This window comes from Rhabdaerophilum calidifontis (assembly GCF_008641065.1).
In the GTDB taxonomy this organism is placed as follows: domain Bacteria; phylum Pseudomonadota; class Alphaproteobacteria; order Rhizobiales; family Beijerinckiaceae; genus Rhabdaerophilum; species Rhabdaerophilum calidifontis.
In genome coordinates this window covers 1-21,139 of sequence record NZ_VTRS01000011.1, presented here as the reverse complement: position 1 = coordinate 21,139, position 21,139 = coordinate 1, and the positions used below count along the sequence as shown (strand labels likewise).

Genomic DNA, 21,139 nt, shown 5'->3' with positions numbered 1-21,139 from the left:
TCCTGTTGTGATTTCGGCTCGGCGCGGGCGTTGGCCGCCCGTCTCGTTCTGGTTTCCGGGGCGTCGCCGCTATTTCATGCCGGTGAGCGTGATACCCTCGATGAAGCGGCGCTGCGCGATGAGGAAGGCGAGGATCAGCGGCGCGATGATCACGGTGGCCGCCGCCATCAGCGGCCCGTAATCGGTGCCGGCCTCCTCGTTGCGGAAGGCGACGACGCCGAGCGGCGGCGTGAACAATTCGCGGGAATTCACCGCGATCAGCGGCCAGAAATAATCGTTCCAATGCGCGACGACCGAGAAGATGCCGAAGGCCGTCACGGCGGGGATCGCGGTCGGCAGCATCACGCGCCAGACGATCCCGAACTCGCTGATCCCGTCCATCCGCGCCGCATCGACGAGATCGTCCGGCACGGTCATGAAGAATTGCCGCATCAGGAAGATGCCGAAGACCGAAATCGTGAACGGCGCGATCAGCGCCGCGTAGGTGTCGAGGATGCCGAGCTGGTGGAACAGCAGGAAGAGCGGCACCGCGATCGCCTGCGGCGGGATCAGGATCGCGAAGAGCACGAGCGCGAAGACCAGTTCGCGACCGAGGAAGCGGATCTTGGCCAGCGCATAGGCCGCCGGCAGCGCCACCGCGATCTGGGCGAGGAAGATCGTGCCGGTGACGATCACCCCGTTGAGCAGGAATCGCGCGAGCGGCGCCCGCTCGAAGGCCTTGGCGTAGTTCTCGGCGGCGTGCAGTCGCTGCGGCCACCAGCGGATTTCGGAAAGGAAGATCTCGTTCTGCGGCTTCAGCGATGTCGCGAGCATCCACAGGAACGGCATCAGCGCCAAAGCCGCCGCGCCGAGCAGCACCGCGTGGCGCAGCACCGCGCCGACAGGCCCGATCCGCGCGCCGCTCATGAATAGTGCACCTTCTTCTCGATGACCCGCGCCTTCACCAGCGTCAGCACCAGCACGAAGCCGAGGAAGACGACCGCGATCGCCGCCGCGAGGCCGGAGCGGAAGAACTCGAACCCTTCCGAATACATCGAATAGAGCAGCACCTCGGAGGATTTGCTGGGGCCGCCCTTGGTCAGGACATGCACCGTGTCGAAGACCTGGAACGAGCGGATCGCCGAGATGATGACGACGAACATCGTCACCGGCCCGAGCATCGGCCAGGTGACGAGCCGGAACCGCGCCAGGGCCGAGCGCGCCCCGTCCATCGCCGCCGCGTCGTAGAGCGTGCGCGGGATCGAGACCAGCCCGGCGAGAAACAGCACCATGTTGAAGCCGAAGAGCTGCCAGATGCCGATCACGGCCAGCGTCGGCAGCACCAGATCCGGCTCCGCCAGCCAGGCGCGCGGCGTCAGCCCCAGCGCTTTCAGCGTGAGGTTGATCAGCCCGAACTGGGCATGGAGCATGAATTCCCACGAGATCGCCATGGCGATCAGCGTCGCCATGACCGGGACGAAGAACACCGCCCGGTAGAAAGCGCGCAGCCCCGGCCCGGCCTGGATCAGCAGCGCTATGCCGAGCCCGAGCGCGACCGAACCCGGCACGACGATCGCGGCATAGGCGAGCGTGTTGCCGAGCGATTTCCAGAACACCTTGTCGGCGAACAATTCCGCGTAGTTCCGCAGGCCGATGAACGCGAATTCCGCCGCGCCGAGCTGGTAATCGGTCAGCGACATGATGATGACGGCGAGAACCGGGCCGATCAGCAGCGCGAGCATCAGCAGTAGGGCGGGCAGGGTCAGCAGAAAGCCGGTCCGGCCGAGCCGCCGGCGGCCTGCCCGCCGCGCCGGCGCCTTTGTGGCGGGCAGGGCGGCGAGCGCGATCTCAGCCATAGGCGCGGCTCCGTTCCGGCCGTGCCAGCGCCGCGACCCGCCGGCCATTGGCGTCGAAGACGCGCAGATCGGCGGGATCGAACACGAGCCCGACCTGCGCCTCGGGGCCGAGCGCCCGCGCCGCCTGCGGCGCCACGCGCGCGACGACCGGCGTCGCAATCCCCGGCACCGCCACATGCAGAAGCATCTCGGCGCCGAGATTTTCGCGATGCCGCACCCGGCCCGCGAGCGGCGCCCGCGCCGGTTCGGCGAGCGCGAGATGCTCGGGCCGGATCCCGACCCGCAATGCCGCGCCGGGCGCTGCCGCGAACCTGCCGCCGAGCGTCGCGCCATGGCCGGCGACCGGCGCTCCCGCCGCGTCGGCGACGGCTTCGATCACGTTGATGCGCGGGCTGCCGATGAATTCCGCGACGCGCAGGTCGCGCGGATCCTCGTAGATCTCGGCCGGCGCGCCGATCTGCACGATCTCGCCGTCGAGCATTACCGCGATCCGGCTCGACATCGTCATCGCCTCGACCTGGTCATGCGTCACGTAGACGAAGGTGGCGCCGAGCGCGCGGTGAAGCTCGGCGATCTCCGTGCGCATGTGCACGCGCAAAGCCGCGTCGAGATTGGAGAGCGGCTCGTCCATCAGGAAGGCGGCCGGCTCGCGCACCATCGCCCGGCCGAGCGCCACGCGCTGGCGCTGGCCGCCGGAAAGCTGACCCGGCTTGCGGTCGAGCAGATGGCCGATCTTCAGCGTTTCCGCCGCCATCTCGACACGGGCCGCCATGACGGCGAGCTTCTCCCGCCGGCCTGGCGCCAGCGCGCCGATCAGGGGCAGGCGTTCGAACCCGGTGAGATCGCGCATCCGCAGCGGCACCATCATGTTCGCGCGCACGCTCAGATGCGGATAGAGCGCGTAGGACTGGAACACCATCGCGAGGTTGCGCGCGGCGGGCGGCAGGTCGGCCATGTCGCGCCCGCCGATGCGGACCGTGCCGGAATCGGCCTGTTCCAGCCCGGCGATGATGCGCAGCAGCGTCGATTTTCCGCAGCCCGACGGCCCGAGCAGCGCGACGAACTCGCCTTCGCCGATTTCGAGCGAGACGCCGTTAAGCACGATCGTCTCTCCGAACCGCTTGTGGATTTCGCCCAGCGCGATCTCGGCCATGGCTGCGCCTCCCGTCCCGGCGTCGTTATCAAGTCGCATTGACGTTGGCATGACGGAATATTAGTCCAACCGATGGATCAATGAGCCGGAAGCGGCCGCGCTGGCCCGCACTGGCGGATCGGGGGCGCATGAAGATCAGCCCGCACCAGATTGCGGCCTTCACCGAGATCTTCCGCCAGCGCTCGATCTCGCGTGCCGCCGCAGCGCTCGGCATCACGCAATCGGCGGTGACGCAGCATCTCGCCAATCTCGAACGGCGGATGGGCACCCGGCTGTTCCTGCGCCACCGCACGGGCCTCGAACCGACGAAGCCGGCGCTCGAACTCTTCGCGCTGACCGACCGCATGCGCATCCTCGACCAGCTCGTCGCGGAGCGGATCGACGCCTATGGCGCGCTGGAGAGCGGGCATCTGACGATCATCGCCAACGCGCCGCGCCCGGCCATGCCGCTGGTGGCGACCTTCACCCGCCGCTATCCCGGCGTGCGGATCGCCTTCTCGCTGCTGAGCTGGACGCTCGCCATGCAGCGCCTGGCGGCGCGCGAGGTCGATATCGCGATCATCACCGAGCCGGACGAGGGGGCGGGGCTGTTCCGCCGGCCGCTGACGACGAGCCGCTACGCCGCCTTCCTGCCGCGCGGGCATCTCCTGGCCGCGCGCCCGGCCCTGAGCCTCGCGGATCTCGCCCGCGAGCCGGTCGTGTTGCCGGAAGAGGGCTCGCTCACCCAGCGCGTCGTGCATCGCGCCCTCGGCGAGCACGGCCTGCGGCTGGAGCGCGTGGTGGAGATGACCGCCTTCCCGGTGGTGAAGGAGGCGGTGCTGCATGGCATCGGCATCGGCATCCTGCTCGAGGACAGCGTGTTCCCGACCGAGGATCTCGTCCTGCGCCCGATCGTCGAGCTGGCGATGCCGTTCCGCACCGATCTCGCGACGCCGGAGGACAAGCGCGACCTGCATTTCGTCCGCGCCTTCATCGAGGTCGCGTCCGGCTGAGGCGGCGGCCGATCCCGCTCAATCGGCGCGGGGCGCGTCCCGACGCGGGCTGAGCCGCCCGATCTCGCGGGCGAGATGGTCCATCGCCTCGGCCAGCATCGCGCCGCCGCAGACGGTCAGCCGCTCGGGCAGATGGATGCGGCGCTCTGGCGGGAACAGCCGCGTCAGCGCCGGATGTTCGAGCAGCGCGCTGCCCTGATCCTCGGGGACGACCGTGTCGGTGGCGATCAGGATCGCGTCCGGCCGCAGCCGGATCACCGCTTCCAGCGCCACGAACCCGCCCTGGCCGATGCCGAGTTCGCCCGCGGCGTTGACGAGCCCGGCCTGGGCCAGCAGATCCGACATCAGCGTCTCCTGCCCGGAAACCCAGCCGCGCCGGGCGAGCGGCAGCACGCGCAGCGGCCGCTGCGCCGCCACGGCCCTGAGCCGCTCCAGCGCGGAATCGATTGCGGCGATGCGCTCTGCCGCCGCGTCTCCGGTGCCGGTCAGCGCGCCGAAGGCCCGAAGCTGCCCCCGGACATCGGCGATCGAGCGGGCGAAATCGAACTCGGCGACCCGCACCCCGCGCGCCTTGAGAAACGCGCGCGTGGCGCGGGCGCCGAACCGCCCGCCGACCACCAGGGACGGGCGCAGCACCATGATCTCCTCGGCGCCGCCGGAGAGCAGCGGCAGGCCCTCGGCCTTGGCCGCCGCCCAGGAGCGGTCGGCGTCGCGGGCATAGGGGCTGAGCCCGACGATCCGCGCGCGGGGCACGAGATCGAGCAGCAGCTGATCCGTGCACATGTTGAGCGACGCGATCCCGCCCGCGGCCGCCGCGTCCTGTGCGCCCGTCGGGCCCGGCATCCAGGCCAGCAGCGCGGCCGCGAGGGGCAAGGCCAGGCGGTGTCTGGCGCGGCATTGGCTGGCGCGGCGGGGCGGGATAAGGCGGATCATGACGGCTCGGGGTGGCTCTCCTACCAGGTCGCGTTGAGACCGGCGTAATAGGCGCGGCCGGTCGTGCCGTAATTGAAGACCTCCTGATAGCGTGCATTGGTGAGGTTCTCGATCCGGCCATGCAGCCGATAGGTCGTCGAGAGCGCGTATTCGGCGCGGATATCGAGCCGCGCATAGGGCGCGAGCCGGTTGCGTTCGCCGGTGCTGGAGAAGCGCTCCGAGGACAGCAGCAGCGCCGGCTCGATCAGCAGCCCGGTGAAGGGCGTGATCTGGAGCGCCACCCGCCCAAAATGCGGCGCGCGGCGCGCGAGGGTGAGGTTGGTCTTGCGGTCCTTGGCGTGGAGATAGGTATAGGTCGTGCGCAGGCGCAGCCTCTCCGGGGCGATGTCGATGTCGAGCGCCGTCTCGATGCCGCTCGTCGAGGCGCGCGCGACATTGAGGTAGCAGCCGAAAGTCTGGCTCGGCCGGCAATGCGAGCCGGCGGCGAAATCGATCATGTTGCGGAACCGGTTGGCGAAGACCGTCACCGAACCCGTCGCCCGGCCCTCGAACAGGCTCTGGTCGAACCCGGCATCGACGCCGAAGGAATGCTCCGGCGCCAGCGTCGGCGTGCCGTAATCCGGTGAGCGGAGCTGATAGAGCGTCGGGGCCTTCGCGCCGGTCCCGGCACTGGCGCGGAGCTTGGTCCCGGTCTCGAGGATCCGGTAGGCGAGCGTCGTGCGCCAGGTCGGAAAGGCGTCGATTCCCGCAACGGAATCGTAGCGGCCACCGAGCGAGACGGTGAGCCGCTCGCCGACCGGCACCTGCCAGAGCGCGAAGAGCGCGCGCGTCTGCTGCTCGGCGCCGAGCGTCTTGGCGCGGGCCGAGGCCGTCGGCGCGTAATTCTGGCTGAACAGCGCCACGCGTTCCTGCTCGTAGCGCCCGCCGAGGATCAGCGTGCCGAACGGCGCGAGGCGGATCAGGCCCTGATACTCGGCGCCAAGCCTGTCGCCGACGAAATCGCTGCGCGAGGAACTGCCGAAGCCGGGATGGACGTCGAAATAGCGGCGGTCGGTGCGATTCGCGAAGATCTGGAGGCCATGCGTCAGCCGGCCATCGAGCGTGTCGAGTTCGGCCTTGGCGGCCACCTGGCTGAAGGTTTGCCGCAGGCGGCTCGAGGAATCCGGCGTCGAGCCGAAGGCGGCATCGTAATCGGCGCGGGTCTGATGCGCGGTCGCCGAGAGATCGAGGCGGAACCCGGTTCCGGGATCGTAGCCGAGCCGCCCGAACCCGGCGAGACGCGAGAGCCCGTCGGATTCGTAGCCGCCATGGGCCGGCGTCAGCCGTCCGATCCGGTAGCCGTAGCGCGAGAAGCCGTTGCTCTTCTGCGCAAGGCCGGATGCCGCATAGGACCAGGCACCGGCACTGCCGCTGGCGGCGCCGCTGGTCGAGAGCGAGCCATAGGAACCGCCCTCGGTCGTCAGGCTGTAGCGCGGCGCGCCGCCGCCGTGGCGGGTGACGATGTTGATGACGCCGCCCATCGCATCCGAGCCATGGAGCGCGGATTGCGGTCCGCGCAGGACCTCGATCCGCTCGATCAAGGCCGGCGCGATCAGCGAGGCGTTGAACTCGCCGCTGGCGCTCGCGGGGTCGTTGATCCGGATGCCATCGATCAGCACCAGCGTCTGCCCGGCATTGGCGCCGCGCAGCCGGATCACCGCGCTGCTGCCGGGGCCGCCCGTCTCGGTGATGTCGAGGCCGGGCACCTGGCGCAGCGCATCCGCGAGCGAGAGCGGGTTGGCGCGCGCGATGTCCTCGGCCTTCAGGATCGTGACGGCGCTGCCCGTCCGCTGGATGGCAGTCGGAATGCGCTCGGCGAAGATGGTGATCTCGAGGCCGGATGCCGGCGAGGGGGCTGCATCCTCGGCGAAAGCGGGAGCGGTGACGAAAGCCGCGACGGCCAAAAAGGCCGCACGGCACGAAGCTGTGCGTTGATCAGACATGGGAGACCTTTCCTGGCCCACCGCCAGGCTTGGGGTTGCGTTCAACTTCCGGCCGGTCTCCTGGCTCGCGGCTCGAACGCCCCGGCGCGCCTTCCCGGCTCCGCCATGGCGGAGCCAGTGGATTCGCGTGGGGCTCGCCGCTCACAGTTGCGGGGGCAGCCGCCGAATTGGGCAGGAAAGCGAAATTCCCGGCCCGCACGGCGTTCCCGTTTCACCTCCCCTGGGGGAGGCACCGGAAGCCCGCGAAGCAAATCCGAGTTCTTCCGCCGACGCAAGGCTTGTTTTGCCTGTCGACAATCGCGGAGCGCGATCGGTCACACCGATGCCGGGCCCGCACGCCCTGTTGTTCTCGCGCGGCGTCGGGGCTAGAACCGGCGCCGGCGAAGGGTGCGCGCGATGCGCGGGGAGGGCGGACATGGCGGTCGAGGGTCTGGGTCGGCTTATCCTCGCCTCGGCTTCCCCGCGCCGCTACCAGCTCCTCGAGCAGATCGGCGTCACGCCGGATGACGTCATCGCCGCTTCGATCGACGAGACCCCGCGCATCCGCGAGCGCCCGCGCGTCTATGTCGAGCGCATGGCGCGGGAGAAGGCCGAGGCGGCGCATCGCGCGACGCGCCACGAGCCCGCCCGCGCCGCCGCCCATATCCTTGCGGCGGATACCGTCGTCGCGCTCGGTTCGCGCATCCTGCCCAAGACCGAACTCGCCGAGGAGGCGGCGCAATGCCTGCGCTTGCTCTCGGGCCGCGCGCACCGCGTCTATACCAGCGTCGTGGTGATGCTGCCCTCCGGGCGGCAATCCCAGCGCCTCGTCGAGGCGCGGGTGCGGTTCAAGCGCCTGTCCTTCGACGAGATCGACGCCTATCTCGCGAGCGGCGAATGGCAGGGCAAGGCCGGGGGCTATGCGGTGCAGGGCATCGCCGGCGCCTTCGTCACCAGGCTGATCGGGTCTTACAGCGCAATCGTCGGGCTGCCGCTCTATGAAACCGCGGCGCTGCTTGCCGGAACCGGTTTCCCGGTCCATCTTCGCTGGACTCGCGCCGGCTGACCCGGCCGGATTCCCGCTTCTTGAGAAAGGCATGGCCGTGGCGGATCGTCTCGCAGGCAAGGTCGCGATCGTGATGGGCGCCGGCTCGTCTGGCCCCGGCTGGGGCAATGGCAAGGCGACCGCCTTCCGCTTTGCCGAGGAGGGCGCCCTCGTCATCTGCGCCGATTACAACCCCGCCGCCGCCGAGGAATGCGCCGAATTGATCCGTAATGCCGGCGGGCGGGCCGAGGCCCGGCGCTGCGATGTCACGAAATCCGAGGAGATCGCCGCGCTCGTTGCCGATATCGTCGCCCGACACGGCCGGATTGACGTGCTCGACAACAATGTCGGCATCGCCGAGACCGGCGGCGTCGTCGAGCTGCCGGAGGCGGAATGGCGCCGGGTCATGGATGTGAACCTCACCTCCTGCTTCCTGACGATGAAGCATGTCATCCCGGTCATGGCGCGGCAATTCGCGGCCGCGCCGGACCCGCGCACCGCGATCGGGGGCTCGATCATCAATATCTCCTCGGTCGCCTCGATCCGTTACACGGGTGTCGCCTATGCGAGCTATGCCGCGAGCAAAGCCGCCCTCAACCATCTAACGCGCGTGACCGCAGCCCAATACGCCCCGCAGAAGATCCGCGTGAACGCGATCCTCCCCGGCCTGATGAAGACGCCGATGGTCGAGCGTTCGGCCGGGCTCGCCGCCGCCTATGCCGCTGGCGATGTGGAGGCGATGTGGCGCGCGCGCGACGCGCAGGTGCCGATGGGGCATATGGGCGATGCGTTCGACGTCGCGAGCGCCGCGCTCTTCCTCGCCTCCGACGAAAGCCGCTACATCACGGGGGTCGAACTGCCCGTCGATGGCGGCCTGACGCTGAAAATCACCTGATGCCCGATCCCGCCGCCGAACCCATCCGCGCGCAACGCTGCCCGATCTGCCGCAAGCTGACGGTCGAGCGCTTCCGCCCCTTCTGCTCGAAGCGCTGCGCCGATCTCGATCTCGCGCGCTGGTTCAATGGTGTCTACGCCGTGCCGGTGCGCGAGGATGAGGCGGAGGCCGAGCCCGCCGCGCCCGTCGCCCTGCCGGCACGTTCGCGCGGGACGCCATTCTCCTGAGGGCGGCCGCCTGCGGCCATCCCATCCTGTCCGACCGTCATCCAAGGATCCCGCCATGGAATACCGCAAGCTTGGCCGCACCGGCCTCGATGTCTCCGTCATCTGCCTCGGCACCATGACCTGGGGCGAACAGAACAGCGAGGCCGAGGGCCATGCGCAGATGGATTACGCCTTCGAGCAGGGCGTGAACGTCCTCGATACCGCCGAACTCTACGCGATCCCGCCTCGTCCCGAGACCCAGGGTTCGACCGAGCGGATCATCGGATCCTGGCTGCGCGCCCGGAAGAACCGCGACCGTGTCATCCTCGCCACCAAGGTCGTCGGCCGCTCGGACATGACCTGGTTCCGCAAGGACGGCGCGAAATCCCGCCTGACCCGCGCCCAGATGACCGAGGCGCTCGAGGGCAGCCTCGCCCGGCTCGGCACCGATTACATCGACCTCTACCAGCTCCATTTCCCGGACAGGCCGATGCCCTGGGGTTCGAACCCGACGCGGTTCAAGGCCGCCGATTACACGAGCCCCGATGACGGCGAGAGCTTTCGCAACATTCTCGAGACGCTCGACGGCTTCGTCAGGGCCGGCAAGGTCCGGCATGTCGGGCTTTCCAACGAGAGCGCCTGGGGCACCATGCGCTTCCTGTTCGAGAGCGAGGTGCATGGCCTGCCGCGCATGCAATCGATCCAGAACGCCTACAACCTTCTCAACCGCACCTACGAGACCGCGCTTGCCGAGATCACCCTGCGCGAGGAGGTCGGGCTGCTTGCCTATTCGCCGCTGGCGCAGGGCTTCCTCACCGGCAAATATCTCGACGGTGCCCGCCCGCCCGGCGCGCGCGAGACGCTGTTCCGGCGCGGCCAGCGCTACCAGAAGCCGGGCGCCGAGGAGGCGATCCGCGATTACGTCGCGCTGGCGCGGGAGGCGGGGCTTGACCCGGCGGTGATGGCGCATGCCTTCGTCAACAGCCGTTCCTTCGTCACCGCGAACATCATCGGCGCGACGAGCCTGGAGCAGCTGCGGCTGGCCGTGGGGTCGATCGCGGTCAGGCTGCCGGACGATCTTCTCGCGCGGATCGATGCCGTGCACCAGCTCCGTGGCAATCCCGCGCCCTGATCGGGCTCAGCCCGCGCCCCAGGCGGCCAGCGCCGCCCGGGCATCCGGGAAATCGGGAAGCAGGGGCGGGGGCACCGGCACGACGCCGTCGAATCGCGGTGCCGGCGCCGGCTGGCTGATTCCGTCGCGCGTCGCGAACACGCCGCGCGCCCGGTTGTGGGGATGGCCGGCCGCTTCGTCGAGCGTCAGCACCGGCGCCGCGCAGGCATCGGAATCACCGAGGATCGCAGCCCATTCGTCGCGCGTCCGCGTGGCGAGGCGCGCGGCGATCCGTTCTGTCAGCGCCGGCCAGTTCGTGCGGTCGAGACGCTCCGCCTCGGAAATCGGGTCGAGCCCGATCCGCCGGCAGAATTCCGCGAAGAAGACCGGTTCCAGCGCCCCGACGGCGAGGAACCGGCCGTCCGCGCACGGATAGCTGCGATAGAACGGCGCGGCACCGTCGAGCATGTTGTTCTCGCGCCGGGCGGGATCCCAGCGCCCCTGCGCCGCGAGATCGGCGATCATCGCCATCAGATGCGCGGTGCAATCGGTGATCGCGCAATCGACGATCCGGCCATGCCCGGTCGCGCGGGCGGAGAGGATCGCCGCGAGCAGGCCCGCCACGAGATAGAGCGCGCCGCCCCCCATGTCGCCGAGCAGGTTGAGCGGCGGGATCGGCCGCTCGCGCGGCCCGATGGCGTGCAGCGCCCCGCTCAGCGCGATATAGGTGATGTCGTGCCCGGCGGTGCGTGCGAGGGGGCCGTCCTGCCCCCAGCCCGTCATCCGGGCATATACGAGGCGCGGGTTGCGCGCCATCAGAACCGCCGGCCCGAGCCCGAGCCGCTCCATCACGCCCGGCCGGAACCCTTCGACGACCGCGTCCGCAGCCGAACAGAGTGAAATTACATCAGCAAGATGCGCGCTGTCTTTGAGGTTACATGTCAAAGTCCGGCGGCCGCGCCGGATGATCGGCCCCGTCCAGGGATCGGCCCCGCCCGGCCGGTCGATGCGGAGGATGTCGGCGCCGAGATCGGCGAGCATCATGGCCGCGAACGGGGCGGGGCCGATCCCGGCGAATTCGACGATCCGGACCCCCGCGAGCGGCGCGCTCACGCCACGGCCCGCGCGATCACGAGGCGCTGGATGTCGCTCGTGCCCTCGTAGATCTGGCAGACGCGGACATCGCGATAGATCTTCTCGACCGGGTAATCGGCGAGATAGCCATAGCCGCCATGGATCTGGATCGCTTTCGAACAGACGCGCTCGGCCATCTCGGAGGCGAAGAGCTTGGCCATCGAGGCTTCGGTCAGCGCCGGGCGCCCGGCCTCGCGCAGGGCGGCGGCGTGCAGCACCATCTGCCGCGCGGCGTGGATCTCGGTCGCCATGTCGGCGAGCCGGAACGCGATCGCCTGATGGTCGCGCAGTTTCCGGCCGAAGCTCTCGCGCTCGCGGGCGTAATCGCGCGCCGCCTCGAAGGCCGCCTGCGCCATGCCGACCGATTGCGCCGCAATCCCGATCCGCCCGCCTTCGAGATTGGCGAGCGCGATCCTGTAGCCCTCGCCCTCGGCGCCGAGCCGGAATTCGGCCGGGATGCGCATCTCCTCGAAGACGATCTGGCATGTATCGGAGGCGTGCTGGCCGAGCTTGTCCTCGACCCTGCCGACGACATAGCCCGGCGTGTCGGTGGGGACGAGGAAGGCCGAGATCCCCTTCTTGCCGGCCTCGGGATCGGTGACAGCGAACACGATCACGAGATCGGCGTTGCGCCCGCTGGTGATGAACTGCTTCGTGCCGGTGAGGATGTAATGCGCGTTGCCGTCGGCGCGGGCGCGCGTCCTGAGCGCCGCGGCATCCGAGCCGGCCTGCGGCTCGGTCAGCGCGAAGCCGCCGATCCATTCGCCGCGCGCCAGCGGCTTCAGGAAACGCTCCTTCTGCTCCGGCGTGCCGAAGGCGGCGATCGGCTTGCAGCCGACCGAATTGTGCACGCTCATGATGGTCGAGACCGCGCCGTCCCCCGCTGCGATCTCCTCGAGCGCCATGGCATAGGCGACATCCCCGGTCTCCGATCCGTCCCATTCCGCGGGAACCGTCATGCCGAGAAAGCCGAGCGCGCCCATTTCGCGCAGCGCCTCGGCGGGGAAGCGGCGCTCCCGGTCCCATTCGGCGGAATGCGGTTTCAGCCGCCCGCGCGCGAAGTCCCGGGCGGCGTCGCGGATCATGAGCTGTTCTTCTGTCGGCAGCATGGCGTTTCCCGTCCTGTCCCGCCATGGAAGCGGATCGCCGCCGGCTGCGCAAGCCGGCGGCGCGGCTCATTTCGGCCGCAGGAACGTCTTGGTCTCGGAAACCTCGCCGCCGACGAAGGTGATCCGGATCGTCGCGCTCTCGATCTCCGGCTTCAGGCGCAGATAGGGCAGGGCATTCGCCGGAATGGCGTGGGGATTGGCCTCGTCGCAGGGCGGCATGGGCAGGCGCTCGGCGGGCGCGGCGCCGTTGAAGCCGATCTCGGCCTTCTCGATCGCGCAGCGATAGGAAAGGAGATGGGTGAAATAGAGGAAGCCGGCATTGTGGCCCTGGCCGAAGGCGAGCCAGCTCTGCGTGAAGCGCTCGAGAATGTCGCGCTGGCCGCGGATCAGCACCGCGCGCGGATCGAAGCTGATCGTCGTCACCGCGCTGTCGACGCCGTTCTGATCCTGATAGCGGATGGCGATCTCGGCCGGGTTCTGGGCGTCAGGCAGCTCGAAGGTGGGGTTCGCCATCGGCCGGCCGGTGCGCGGATCGGCGACCTGCAGCGTCCCGGTCGCCCGGAACCGGCCATCGCCAAGCCGGTATTCGATCCGGCCCGCGGCTTCCGGCACGATCACCGAGACGAGCCAGCCGGCATTGGAGCGCATGAATTGCGCATCGATCCGGTCGCGGTTCGCCGCGAAGAAGCCGGCCGCCGCCGCCTCGCGCCGGCGGGCCTCGTCAAGCCAGCCTGCGAGCACGCTCTGATCGAGGAAGAAGGGCACGAGCCGCCCCTCGCGCTCGGCGGCGAGGAAGCGCCGCAACGCCGCGAGTTCGCGCCGCCGCTCGTCGATCGTCTGGCCGTTCTGGCGCGCCTCGCCGAATTCGCGCGCCAACAGCGCATGCACCGGCGCATAATCCGGGTTGGCCTCGGCGAAAGCGACGAGCCGCGATTGCCGCTCGGCGCCCTCGAATTGCAGGATCTGCCCGAGCGCGACGGCGCGGCCGCCGCCCTGCGCGATCTCGCCGAGGAGTTCGCGGGCGCCGGCGCGGCCATCCTGCGCGCGCAGCAGCGCCGCGAAGCGCAGCACGGGGTCGATCTGTTCGCCGCCGAGCCGCATGAGCGCGAGGTAATCGCGCCGCGCGGCGGCGGATTCCCCGCGCGCCTCGAAGGAACGGGCATTGTGATAGAGTTCCGGTGCGCTCGCCGGATCCTTCACGAGGCCGCCGCTCTTGGCGAGCTTCTCGAATGCCTGGGCCGGCGAGAGCGCCTCGGTCACGATGATCGACGCCTGTTGGCGCGGCGGCGCGGTCTGGCCGGTGGCCGGCGGCCGCGTCGCCTCGATGCGGGAAGCCTCCGTGCGCCCCGCCGCGTCGCGGCCTGACCCGGCCTGGTCCGCCGCCTCGCGCGGCGGCGGGCTCGTCCGGCTCACGAGCAGGGCGCCGCCGGCGGCGGAGGCGGCGAGCACCAGCGCCGCCGCCACCCAGCGCAGCGGCAGCCCGCGCCCCGCCTCGGTGCGCGGATGCGGCGCCGCCAGCTGCGCGATCCGGGCGCGCGGATTGATCTCGACCCGATAGGCATGCACCGGATGCGGCAGGTTCTTGACCTCGCGCTCGCCGAGATCGCGGAACGGCACCGAGATCTTGTTCTGCACCGCCTCCTGCACGTTGCGGGAGACGCAGATTCCGCCTGGCTCCGCCATGGCCTGGAGCCGCGCGGCGACATTGACGCCGTCACCGAGCAGGTCGCCGTCGCGCTCGACCACGTCGCCGATCGAGATGCCGATGCGGAAATGCATCTGCCGGCTCGACGGATAGGCGAGATTGCGCGTCCGCAGCGATTCCTGGATGTCGATCGCGGCGCGGGTCGCCTCGACGGCGCTCGCGAACTCGCACATCACGCCATCCCCGGCGGTGTTGAAGATGCGCCCGCCGGCCTTGTGGATGAAATCGTCGAAAACCTGCCGCCAGGCTTCGAGCCGGGCGAGGGTCTCCTCCTCATCCTCGGCGATCAGGCGGGTATATTCGGCGATATCCGCCGCGAGGATCGCGGTGATCTTGCGTTTCACGGCCCTGTCTCTCTTTCGGCTCGACGCGGCGAGGATCGCACGGCTCGCATGTGCGGCCAAGCACGCGCTGTGCGCTGGCGCACAGGCGGGCAGGGGCCGGGATGACGGCCAGGGACAGGGCAGCCACCCGGGCGCCAAGTCCCGGCACGTGACGCGGCGATGGCAAAAATGCGTCGGACCGTTGACCGCCGGAGAAGAACCCGTCTAGGCTCGGGGTCAGGCCGGCAGAGCGCGGGAATATTCATATTGCAGAATAGGTTCCCACATATGGCTGCCGTGGCAGAAAAATCATATGGTTTCCACCGGGAGAGCTGGAAAATGTCCATCCGACGTCATTGGCTCGCGGCCCTCGCCGCATTCGCGCTTTCAGGCGTTTCCGCCGAGGCTGTCACCCTGCGCTACGCGAACCAGGGCGATCTCAAATCGCTCGATCCGTATACGCTCAACGAGACGACCGCGAATGCCCATCTCGGCCATGTCTACGAGGGGCTGACCTCGCGCGGCAAGGATCTCAGGATCGGCCCCGGCCTCGCCGAGCGCTGGGAGGTTCTCGACGGCGCCAAGCGCTGGGTGTTTCATCTCCGCAAGGGCGTGAAGTTCCACAACGGCGAGGATTTCACCGCCGATGACGTGATCTTCTCGGCCGACCGTGTGCGGGCCACGGGCTCGAATTTCCAGACCCGCGTGCCCAAAGGCGCCAAGTTCACCAAGATCGACGACCACACGGTAGAGGTTCTGCTCGAAAGCCCGAACCCGATCCTGAACGCGCAATGGGATACCTGGTACATCATGTCGAAGAAATGGGCGGAGGCGAACAACGCCGCCGCGCCGACCCCGGCCTCGGCGACGACGCCGAGCCATGCCTCGCTCAACACCAACGGCACCGGCCCGTTCCGGATCGAGAGCCACCAGCCCGGCGTCAAGACCGTGTTCAAGGTCAACCCCGCCTGGTGGGGCAAGAAGGAGCACAATCTCGACGAGATCATCTTCACCCCGATCCCGAACGACGCGACCCGCGTCGCGGCGCTGCTTTCGGGCGAGGTGGACGTGATCGAGCCGGTGCCGGTGCAGGACATTCCGCGCGTCAATTCCTCGGCCAATGCCAAGGTTCTCGCCGGGCCGGAACTGCGCACGATTTTCCTCGGCTATGACCAGACGCGCGACGAGCTGCTCGAATCGAACGTCAAGGGCAAGAACCCGTTCAAGGATGTCCGGGTCCGGCAGGCCTTCAACATGGCGATCGACAAGGCCGCGATCCAGCGCTCGGTGATGCGCGGGCTCTCGACGCCTTCGGCGCTGATGATCGCGCCCTCGCTGTTCACGCATTCGAAGGATTTCGCGAGCCCGAAATTCGATCCCGAGGGGGCGAAGAAGCTGCTCGCGGAGGCGGGCTACCCGAATGGCTTCGAAGTGGGGATGGATTGCCCGAACGATCGTTACGTCAATGACGGCCCGATCTGCCAGTCGATCGTCGGCATGCTGGCCCGCATCGGCGTGAAGGTGAACCTCAATGCCCAGCCCAAGGCGCAGTATTTCGCCAAGGTACTGAAGGCCGGCGGCTACAAGACCTCGTTCTACCTGCTCGGCTGGACGCCCGGCACCTTCGACAGCCATAACGTGCTGCACGACATCCATGGCTGCCGGGCCGAGGGATCGCCGCGCGGCGAGAGCAATCTCGGCGGCTATTGCAACAAGGAGGTCGACGCGCTCACCGACAGGATCCTCGTCGAGGCGGATCCGGCCAAGCGCGACGCGCTGATCAAGCAGGCCTTCGAGATCACGACGAAGGAATTCGCCTATGTGCCGCTCCACCAGCAGGCGCTGAGCTGGGGCGTGAATTTGAATGTCACCCTCTCGCAGCGCGCCGACAATTCCGTGCTGCTCTACTGGGCGACCAAGAAATAGGGAATGCCGGACCGGCCGGCGGGGCTGAGCCGCGCCGCCGCCGGCCGGCCGAGCGGGAACCTCGACCATGCTCGCCTTCGTCATCCGGCGCTTTCTGCAGTCGGTCGTCGTCATGCTGGCGGTCGGCCTGATCGCCTTCGCCATGTTCCGGTTCGTCGGCGACCCGGTGAACCAGATGGTCGGCGTCGACACGCCGCAGGCCGAGGTCGAGCGGCTGCGCGCCGCGCTCGGCCTCAACGATCCGATGCTGGTTCAGTTCGGCCGCTTCATCCTCAACGCGGCGCAGCTCGATTTCGGCATTTCCTACCAGTTCCGCCAGCCCGTGACCCGGCTGCTCGCCGAACGCGCGCCGGCGACGCTCGAACTCGCCTTCACCGCGGCCGGGTTCGCGCTGGTCGTCGGCGTGCTGATGGGCGTCTATTCGGCGCTCAGGCGCGATTCCGTGCTCGCGCGCGTATTCCAGGCGGTGAGCCTCGTCGGGGTGTCGCTGCCGACCTTCCTGATCGGCATACTGCTGATCTATCTTTTCGCGGTGCAGCTCGGCTGGCTGCCCTCCAACGGCCGCGGCGAGACGGTGACGCTCGGCGGCTGGTGGACGACGGGCTTGCTCACCCGCTCCGGCCTCAGGGCGCTGATCCTGCCGGCGATCACGCTCGGCCTGTTCCAGATGACGCTGATCATGCGGCTGGTGCGCGCCGAGATGCTGGAGGTGATGCGGACGGATTACATCAAGTTCGCGCGGGCGCGCGGCCTGCGGACGCGGGTGATCCATTTCGGACACGCGCTGAAGAACACGCTCGTGCCGGTCATCACCATCGCCGGCCTCCAACTCGGCTCGATCATCGCCTTCGCGATCATCACCGAGACCGTGTTCAACTGGCCCGGCATGGGGCTGCTGTTCCTCAAGGCGGTGCACAATGTCGATATCCCGATCATGGCGGCCTATCTGATGCTGATCGGCTTCCTGTTCGTGACGATCAACCTGATCGTCGATCTCGCCTATGGCCTTGTCGATCCGCGGCTGCGGATCGCGCTCAGGAGCTGACACGCCATGCCGCATCCGACATCGGAGGAGGGCAAGGGGCTGGTCGGCGGGGGCCATGGCGGGCGCGTCGCGCGGCTGATTGACTCCGATATCCTGCTGAGCCTGCGCGCCTCGGGCTTGACCATGGTTGCGGCCGTGATCGTGGTCGCGATGTTCCTCGGCGCGGCTTTCGCGCCGCTGATCGCGCCCTTCGATCCGTTCGACCCCGCCAAGATCTTCCTGTCCGATGCCTCGATCCCGCCGCGCTGGCAGGAAGGCGGCGACCCGCGCTTCCTCTTCGGCACCGACGATCAGGGGCGCGATCTCTATTCCGCGATCCTCTACGGCCTGCGGGTCAGTCTCGTGGTGGGCGGGCTCGGCGTGCTGCTCGCGGCGGCGATCGGCATCACGCTCGGGCTCGTCGCCGGCTATCTCGGCGGCCGGGTCGATGCGATCATCATGCGCATCGCGGATGTGCAGTTGACCTTCCCGGCGATCCTGATCGCGTTGCTGATCGACGGCGTCGTCCAGGCGCTGCTGCGCGGCCATGCGCGCGAGGAGACGGCGGTCCCGGTGCTGGTGATCTCGATCGGCCTGTCGTTCTGGGTGCAATATGCGCGCACCATCCGCGGCTCGACGCTGGTCGAGAAGAGCAAGGATTACGTCGCCGCCGCCCGGCTCGTTGGCTTGCCGGCGCCGGTGATTATGATCCGCCACGTGCTGCCGAACGTGATCGGCCCGGTTCTGGTGATCCTGACCATCAATCTCGGCCTGGCGATCATCACCGAGGCGACATTGTCCTTCCTCGGGGTCGGGCTGCCGCCGACCCAGCCCTCGCTCGGAACGCTGATCTCGATCGGCAACAAATATCTGTTCTCGGGGGATTGGTGGATCGTCGCCTTTCCGGGCGCGACGCTCGCCATCCTCGTCCTGGCCGTGAACCTGCTGGGCGATTGGCTGCGCGACGCGCTCAACCCGAAGCTGCGATGAACCTGCAAGGCCCCGGCATGGCAGAGCCCGTCATTTCCGTCCGCGATCTCGTCGTGGAATTCGTCACCCGGCGCGGCGTGCTGCGCGCCATCGACGGCGTCTCCTTCGAGATCGCGAAGGGCGAGGTGCTCGGCGTCGTCGGCGAGAGCGGGGCGGGCAAATCCGTCACCGGCGCGGCGATCATAGGGCTGATCGAGCCGCCCGGCCGCATCGCCGGCGGCGAGATCCGGCTCGAGGGCGCGCGCATCGACAATCTTCCGGCGGAGGCGATGCGCAGGATCCGCGGCCGGCGGATCGGCATGATCTTCCAGGACCCGCTGACCTCGCTCAACCCGCTCTACCGGGTCGGCGACCAGCTCGTCGAGACCATCCTCACCCATACCGGGCTTTCGCCGCGCGCGGCGCGGGCGCGCGCCATCGATCTGCTCGCCGAGGTCGGGATCCCGGCGCCGGAGCGGCGGATCGACGGCTATCCGCACGAATTCTCCGGCGGCATGCGCCAGCGGGTGGTGATCGCGCTCGCGCTCTGCGCCGAGCCGGATTTCATCATCGCCGACGAACCCACAACCGCGCTCGATGTTTCCGTGCAGGCGCAGATCATCGCGCTGATCCGCCGCTTGTGCCGCGAGCGCGGCACCGCGGTGATGCTGGTGACGCATGACATGGGCGTGATCGCCGAGACGGCGGACCGGGTTGCGGTGATGTATGCCGGGCGCATCGCCGAGATCGGCCCGGTCCGCGACGTGGTCAAGCATCCGCTCCATCCCTATGCCAAGGGGTTGATGGGCGCGATCCCGACCCTTGCCAGCGAGGCGGAGGAGCTCGTCCAGATCCCCGGCGCGATGCCGCGTCTCGACCGGATTCCGCCCGGCTGCGCCTTCAACCCGCGCTGCGCGCTGGCGATCGCGCGCTGCCGCACCGAGCGGCCGGAGCCGATCGCGCCGCATCCGGCGATCGCGCGGCGGGAGCATGTCGAGCCCGGCCACCGCGTCGCCTGCCATCTCGCGGAGGCGCCACAATGAGCCCGCCCGTTCCGGATGCCGCCGCGGACCAGGGCCCGGCCTTCGTCGAGGTCAAGGCGCTGCACCGCGTGTTCGATGTCTCGCGCCCCTGGCTCAACCGCGTGCTGGAGGGGCAGCCGAGGGCGCTCCTGACGGCGGTGGACGGTGTCTCCTTCTCGATCCGCAAGGGCGAGACCTTCGCGCTGGTGGGGGAATCCGGCTCGGGCAAGTCGACGGTCGCGCGCATGGCGGTGGGGCTTCTGGCGCCGAGCGCCGGCGAGGTGACGATCGACGGCGTCTCGATGCAAGCGGCCGCCGACGGTGCCGCGCGACAGAAGCTGCGCCGGCGCATCCAGATGATCTTCCAGGACCCCTACGCCTCGCTCAACCCGCGCTGGCGCGTCGAGCGGATCATCGCCGAGCCGATCCGCGCCTTCGGGCTGCTCAGGGGCGCGGCCGTGGCGGCGCGGGTTGGCGAATTGCTGACCCTTGTCGGCCTCCACCCGGATGACGGGCAAAAATTCCCGCATGAATTCTCGGGCGGCCAGCGCCAGCGCGTCGCCATCGCCCGTGCGCTCGCCTCGAACGCGGAATTCATCGTCTGCGACGAGCCGACCTCGGCGCTCGACGTCTCGGTGCAGGCGCAGATCCTGAACCTGATGCGGCAATTGCAGCGCGAATTCGGGCTGACCTACCTGTTCATCAGCCATAACCTCGCGGTCGTCCGCCACATGGCCGACCGGATCGGCGTCATGTATCTCGGCCGGATCGTGGAGATCAGCCCCGGCCGCCAGCTCTTCGCGGCGCCCCGACACCCCTACACACGCATGCTGCTCGATGCCGTGCCCGATCTCGACATGTCGGGACGGGGGCGGATCCCGGTCTCGGGCGAGATCCCGAACCCGATCGATCCGCCATCGGGCTGCACCTTTCATCCGCGCTGCCCGCTCGCCGATGACCGCTGCCGGCGCGAGGCGCCGGCCATGCGCGGCGGCGTTGCCTGCCACGCGGTGGAGGAGGGGCGGGCGGCCTGATTTCAGGCAGACCGGTTCCGCCCTACGCCGCGCTGCGCGCCTTCACGATCTCGGTCCAGTATTGCATGCCGACGGGGAGGATCTCGTCGTTGAAATCATAGGCCGGGTGGTGGAGCCCGGCGCTGTCGCCATTGCCGATGAAGATGAAGGCGCCGGGCCGCTCCAGCAGCATGTAGGAGAAATCCTCCCCGCCCATGCTCGGCTCGGCATCGGCGTTCACCGCCGCCGCGCCGGCGACGCCGCGCGCGATGTCCGTCGCGATGCCGGTCTCGCGCGGGTGGTTGACGGTCGCCGGGTAACGCCGCTGGTAATCGAGCCGGATCTCGGCGCCGAACATCCGCGCCGCGCCGTCGACGATCGCCCGGAAGCGCGCCTCCACCGTCTCGCGGATATCGGGATCGAGCGTCCGAACCGTGCCGCGCAGCAGCGCGCGCTGCGGGATGACATTCGCGGCCTCGCCCGCCTGGAAGATCGGGATCGAGACGATCACGGATTTGATCGGGTCGACATTGCGCGAGGCGATCGTCTGGAGCGCCGCGACGAGATGGGCGCCGACGACAACCGGATCGACCCCCTCATGCGGTTTCGCCGCATGGCAGCCGCGCCCCTCGACGACGATCTCGAAATAGGCCGTTGCCGCCATGATGGGGCCGGGGCGGAGCGCGAAATGCCCCGGCGGGAGGCCGGGCATGTTGTGCATGCCGTAGATCTCGGCGATGTTCCAGCGCGTCATCAGCCCGGCCTCGACCATCGCCCGGCCGC

At 69.1% G+C, this 21,139-nt stretch carries 19 protein-coding genes and 1 riboswitch; of the genes, 10 read left to right on the top strand and 9 right to left on the bottom strand.

All coding sequences use genetic code 11. The annotated features are described in order from the left end of the window. Nucleotides 1-69: 69 nt before the first annotated feature. From FWJ24_RS13910 to FWJ24_RS13900, 3 genes are read right to left on the bottom strand one after another with little or no spacing between them, the layout of a single operon-like run. Nucleotides 70-906, bottom strand: a complete 837-nt coding sequence (locus tag FWJ24_RS13910; protein WP_150288438.1) for a carbohydrate ABC transporter permease — start codon at nucleotides 904-906, stop codon at nucleotides 70-72. Next, a complete protein-coding gene (locus FWJ24_RS13905) occupies nucleotides 903-1,835 on the bottom strand; it encodes a carbohydrate ABC transporter permease (RefSeq protein WP_150288437.1) in 933 nt (310 codons plus the stop codon). The genes FWJ24_RS13910 and FWJ24_RS13905 overlap by 4 nt, the downstream gene beginning before the upstream one ends. Then, on the bottom strand, nucleotides 1,828-2,988 hold the full coding sequence (locus tag FWJ24_RS13900) for an ABC transporter ATP-binding protein (RefSeq protein WP_150288436.1): 1,161 nt from the start codon (nucleotides 2,986-2,988) through the stop codon (nucleotides 1,828-1,830). Before FWJ24_RS13900 ends, FWJ24_RS13905 begins: the two co-directional genes overlap by 8 nt. 128 nt (nucleotides 2,989-3,116) lie before the next feature. On the opposite strand from FWJ24_RS13900, the gene FWJ24_RS13895 reads away from it, so the two are divergent. After that, complete coding sequence (locus FWJ24_RS13895; protein WP_166443734.1) at nucleotides 3,117-3,980, top strand: LysR family transcriptional regulator; 864 nt, start codon at nucleotides 3,117-3,119, stop codon at nucleotides 3,978-3,980. A gap of 18 nt (nucleotides 3,981-3,998) precedes the next feature. Here FWJ24_RS13895 and FWJ24_RS13890 read toward each other — a convergent pair whose 3' ends face one another. Both FWJ24_RS13890 and FWJ24_RS13885 read right to left on the bottom strand, forming a co-directional pair. Further along, nucleotides 3,999-4,913, bottom strand: a complete 915-nt coding sequence (locus FWJ24_RS13890) for an ABC transporter substrate-binding protein (RefSeq protein ID WP_246155697.1) — start codon at nucleotides 4,911-4,913, stop codon at nucleotides 3,999-4,001. A gap of 20 nt (nucleotides 4,914-4,933) precedes the next feature. Further along, nucleotides 4,934-6,895: a TonB-dependent receptor plug domain-containing protein gene (locus FWJ24_RS13885; RefSeq protein WP_150288434.1), complete on the bottom strand. Its 1,962-nt coding sequence runs from the start codon at nucleotides 6,893-6,895 to the stop codon at nucleotides 4,934-4,936. 33 nt (nucleotides 6,896-6,928) lie between these two features. Continuing rightward, nucleotides 6,929-7,147, bottom strand: a riboswitch (cobalamin riboswitch). Nucleotides 7,148-7,310: 163 nt separating this feature from the next. Between FWJ24_RS13885 and FWJ24_RS13880 the strand changes: the two genes are divergently transcribed. The 4 genes from FWJ24_RS13880 to FWJ24_RS13865 are packed head-to-tail and all read left to right on the top strand — an operon-like array spanning nucleotide 7,311 to nucleotide 10,152. Continuing rightward, nucleotides 7,311-7,940, top strand: a complete 630-nt coding sequence (locus tag FWJ24_RS13880; protein WP_150288433.1) for a Maf family nucleotide pyrophosphatase — start codon at nucleotides 7,311-7,313, stop codon at nucleotides 7,938-7,940. A 31-nt stretch (nucleotides 7,941-7,971) separates the two neighbouring features. Further along, complete coding sequence (locus FWJ24_RS13875; RefSeq protein WP_150288432.1) at nucleotides 7,972-8,814, top strand: SDR family NAD(P)-dependent oxidoreductase; 843 nt, start codon at nucleotides 7,972-7,974, stop codon at nucleotides 8,812-8,814. After that, on the top strand, nucleotides 8,814-9,041 hold the full coding sequence (locus FWJ24_RS13870) for a DNA gyrase inhibitor YacG (protein WP_150288431.1): 228 nt from the start codon (nucleotides 8,814-8,816) through the stop codon (nucleotides 9,039-9,041). The genes FWJ24_RS13875 and FWJ24_RS13870 overlap by 1 nt, the downstream gene beginning before the upstream one ends. 55 nt (nucleotides 9,042-9,096) lie before the next feature. Further along, complete coding sequence (locus FWJ24_RS13865; RefSeq protein WP_150288430.1) at nucleotides 9,097-10,152, top strand: aldo/keto reductase; 1,056 nt, start codon at nucleotides 9,097-9,099, stop codon at nucleotides 10,150-10,152. A 6-nt stretch (nucleotides 10,153-10,158) separates the two neighbouring features. Here FWJ24_RS13865 and FWJ24_RS13860 read toward each other — a convergent pair whose 3' ends face one another. From FWJ24_RS13860 to FWJ24_RS14750, 3 genes are all read right to left on the bottom strand, one after another. After that, nucleotides 10,159-11,244, bottom strand: a complete 1,086-nt coding sequence (locus FWJ24_RS13860; protein WP_150288429.1) for a CaiB/BaiF CoA transferase family protein — start codon at nucleotides 11,242-11,244, stop codon at nucleotides 10,159-10,161. Next, on the bottom strand, nucleotides 11,241-12,374 hold the full coding sequence (locus tag FWJ24_RS13855) for an acyl-CoA dehydrogenase family protein (protein ID WP_150288428.1): 1,134 nt from the start codon (nucleotides 12,372-12,374) through the stop codon (nucleotides 11,241-11,243). Before FWJ24_RS13855 ends, FWJ24_RS13860 begins: the two co-directional genes overlap by 4 nt. A gap of 66 nt (nucleotides 12,375-12,440) precedes the next feature. Beyond that, nucleotides 12,441-14,423: an adenylate/guanylate cyclase domain-containing protein gene (locus FWJ24_RS14750; RefSeq protein WP_206110859.1), complete on the bottom strand. Its 1,983-nt coding sequence runs from the start codon at nucleotides 14,421-14,423 to the stop codon at nucleotides 12,441-12,443. Between the two features lie 318 nt (nucleotides 14,424-14,741). Between FWJ24_RS14750 and FWJ24_RS13845 the strand changes: the two genes are divergently transcribed. The 5 genes from FWJ24_RS13845 (at nucleotide 14,742) to FWJ24_RS13825 (ending at nucleotide 20,377) form a co-directional block, all read left to right on the top strand. Next, complete coding sequence (locus FWJ24_RS13845; RefSeq protein ID WP_150288427.1) at nucleotides 14,742-16,328, top strand: ABC transporter substrate-binding protein; 1,587 nt, start codon at nucleotides 14,742-14,744, stop codon at nucleotides 16,326-16,328. Nucleotides 16,329-16,395: 67 nt separating this feature from the next. After that, nucleotides 16,396-17,373 (top strand): ABC transporter permease, encoded by a 978-nt coding sequence (locus FWJ24_RS13840; RefSeq protein ID WP_150288426.1) that lies wholly within the window; start codon nucleotides 16,396-16,398, stop codon nucleotides 17,371-17,373. 6 nt (nucleotides 17,374-17,379) lie between these two features. Beyond that, complete coding sequence (locus FWJ24_RS13835) at nucleotides 17,380-18,342, top strand: ABC transporter permease (protein ID WP_150288425.1); 963 nt, start codon at nucleotides 17,380-17,382, stop codon at nucleotides 18,340-18,342. Nucleotides 18,343-18,359: 17 nt separating this feature from the next. Beyond that, nucleotides 18,360-19,364, top strand: a complete 1,005-nt coding sequence (locus FWJ24_RS13830) for an ABC transporter ATP-binding protein (protein ID WP_150288465.1) — start codon at nucleotides 18,360-18,362, stop codon at nucleotides 19,362-19,364. 68 nt (nucleotides 19,365-19,432) lie between these two features. After that, nucleotides 19,433-20,377, top strand: coding sequence for an ABC transporter ATP-binding protein (locus FWJ24_RS13825; protein ID WP_425468943.1), 945 nt, complete (start codon nucleotides 19,433-19,435; stop codon nucleotides 20,375-20,377). A gap of 22 nt (nucleotides 20,378-20,399) precedes the next feature. On the opposite strand, the gene FWJ24_RS13820 is transcribed toward FWJ24_RS13825, so the two are convergent. Continuing rightward, the coding region (locus FWJ24_RS13820; RefSeq protein ID WP_150288423.1) for an amidohydrolase at nucleotides 20,400-21,139 on the bottom strand (740 nt) is incomplete at its 5' end.

Excerpts from the sequence above, each read along its gene's own strand:
- FWJ24_RS13910 (WP_150288438.1), bottom strand. The coding sequence starts at position 906 with ATGAGCGGCGCGCGGATCGGGCCTGTCGGCGCGGTGCTGCGCCACGCG.
- FWJ24_RS13905 (WP_150288437.1), bottom strand. The coding sequence starts at position 1,835 with ATGGCTGAGATCGCGCTCGCCGCCCTGCCCGCCACAAAGGCGCCGGCG.
- FWJ24_RS13900 (WP_150288436.1), bottom strand. The coding sequence starts at position 2,988 with ATGGCCGAGATCGCGCTGGGCGAAATCCACAAGCGGTTCGGAGAGACG.
- FWJ24_RS13895 (WP_166443734.1), top strand. The coding sequence starts at position 3,117 with ATGAAGATCAGCCCGCACCAGATTGCGGCCTTCACCGAGATCTTCCGC.
- FWJ24_RS13890 (WP_246155697.1), bottom strand. The coding sequence starts at position 4,913 with ATGATCCGCCTTATCCCGCCCCGCCGCGCCAGCCAATGCCGCGCCAGA.
- FWJ24_RS13885 (WP_150288434.1), bottom strand. The coding sequence starts at position 6,895 with ATGTCTGATCAACGCACAGCTTCGTGCCGTGCGGCCTTTTTGGCCGTC.
- FWJ24_RS13880 (WP_150288433.1), top strand. The coding sequence starts at position 7,311 with ATGGCGGTCGAGGGTCTGGGTCGGCTTATCCTCGCCTCGGCTTCCCCG.
- FWJ24_RS13875 (WP_150288432.1), top strand. The coding sequence starts at position 7,972 with ATGGCCGTGGCGGATCGTCTCGCAGGCAAGGTCGCGATCGTGATGGGC.
- FWJ24_RS13870 (WP_150288431.1), top strand. The coding sequence starts at position 8,814 with ATGCCCGATCCCGCCGCCGAACCCATCCGCGCGCAACGCTGCCCGATC.
- FWJ24_RS13865 (WP_150288430.1), top strand. The coding sequence starts at position 9,097 with ATGGAATACCGCAAGCTTGGCCGCACCGGCCTCGATGTCTCCGTCATC.
- FWJ24_RS13855 (WP_150288428.1), bottom strand. The coding sequence starts at position 12,374 with ATGCTGCCGACAGAAGAACAGCTCATGATCCGCGACGCCGCCCGGGAC.
- FWJ24_RS13845 (WP_150288427.1), top strand. The coding sequence starts at position 14,742 with ATGTCCATCCGACGTCATTGGCTCGCGGCCCTCGCCGCATTCGCGCTT.
- FWJ24_RS13840 (WP_150288426.1), top strand. The coding sequence starts at position 16,396 with ATGCTCGCCTTCGTCATCCGGCGCTTTCTGCAGTCGGTCGTCGTCATG.
- FWJ24_RS13835 (WP_150288425.1), top strand. The coding sequence starts at position 17,380 with ATGCCGCATCCGACATCGGAGGAGGGCAAGGGGCTGGTCGGCGGGGGC.
- FWJ24_RS13830 (WP_150288465.1), top strand. The coding sequence starts at position 18,360 with ATGGCAGAGCCCGTCATTTCCGTCCGCGATCTCGTCGTGGAATTCGTC.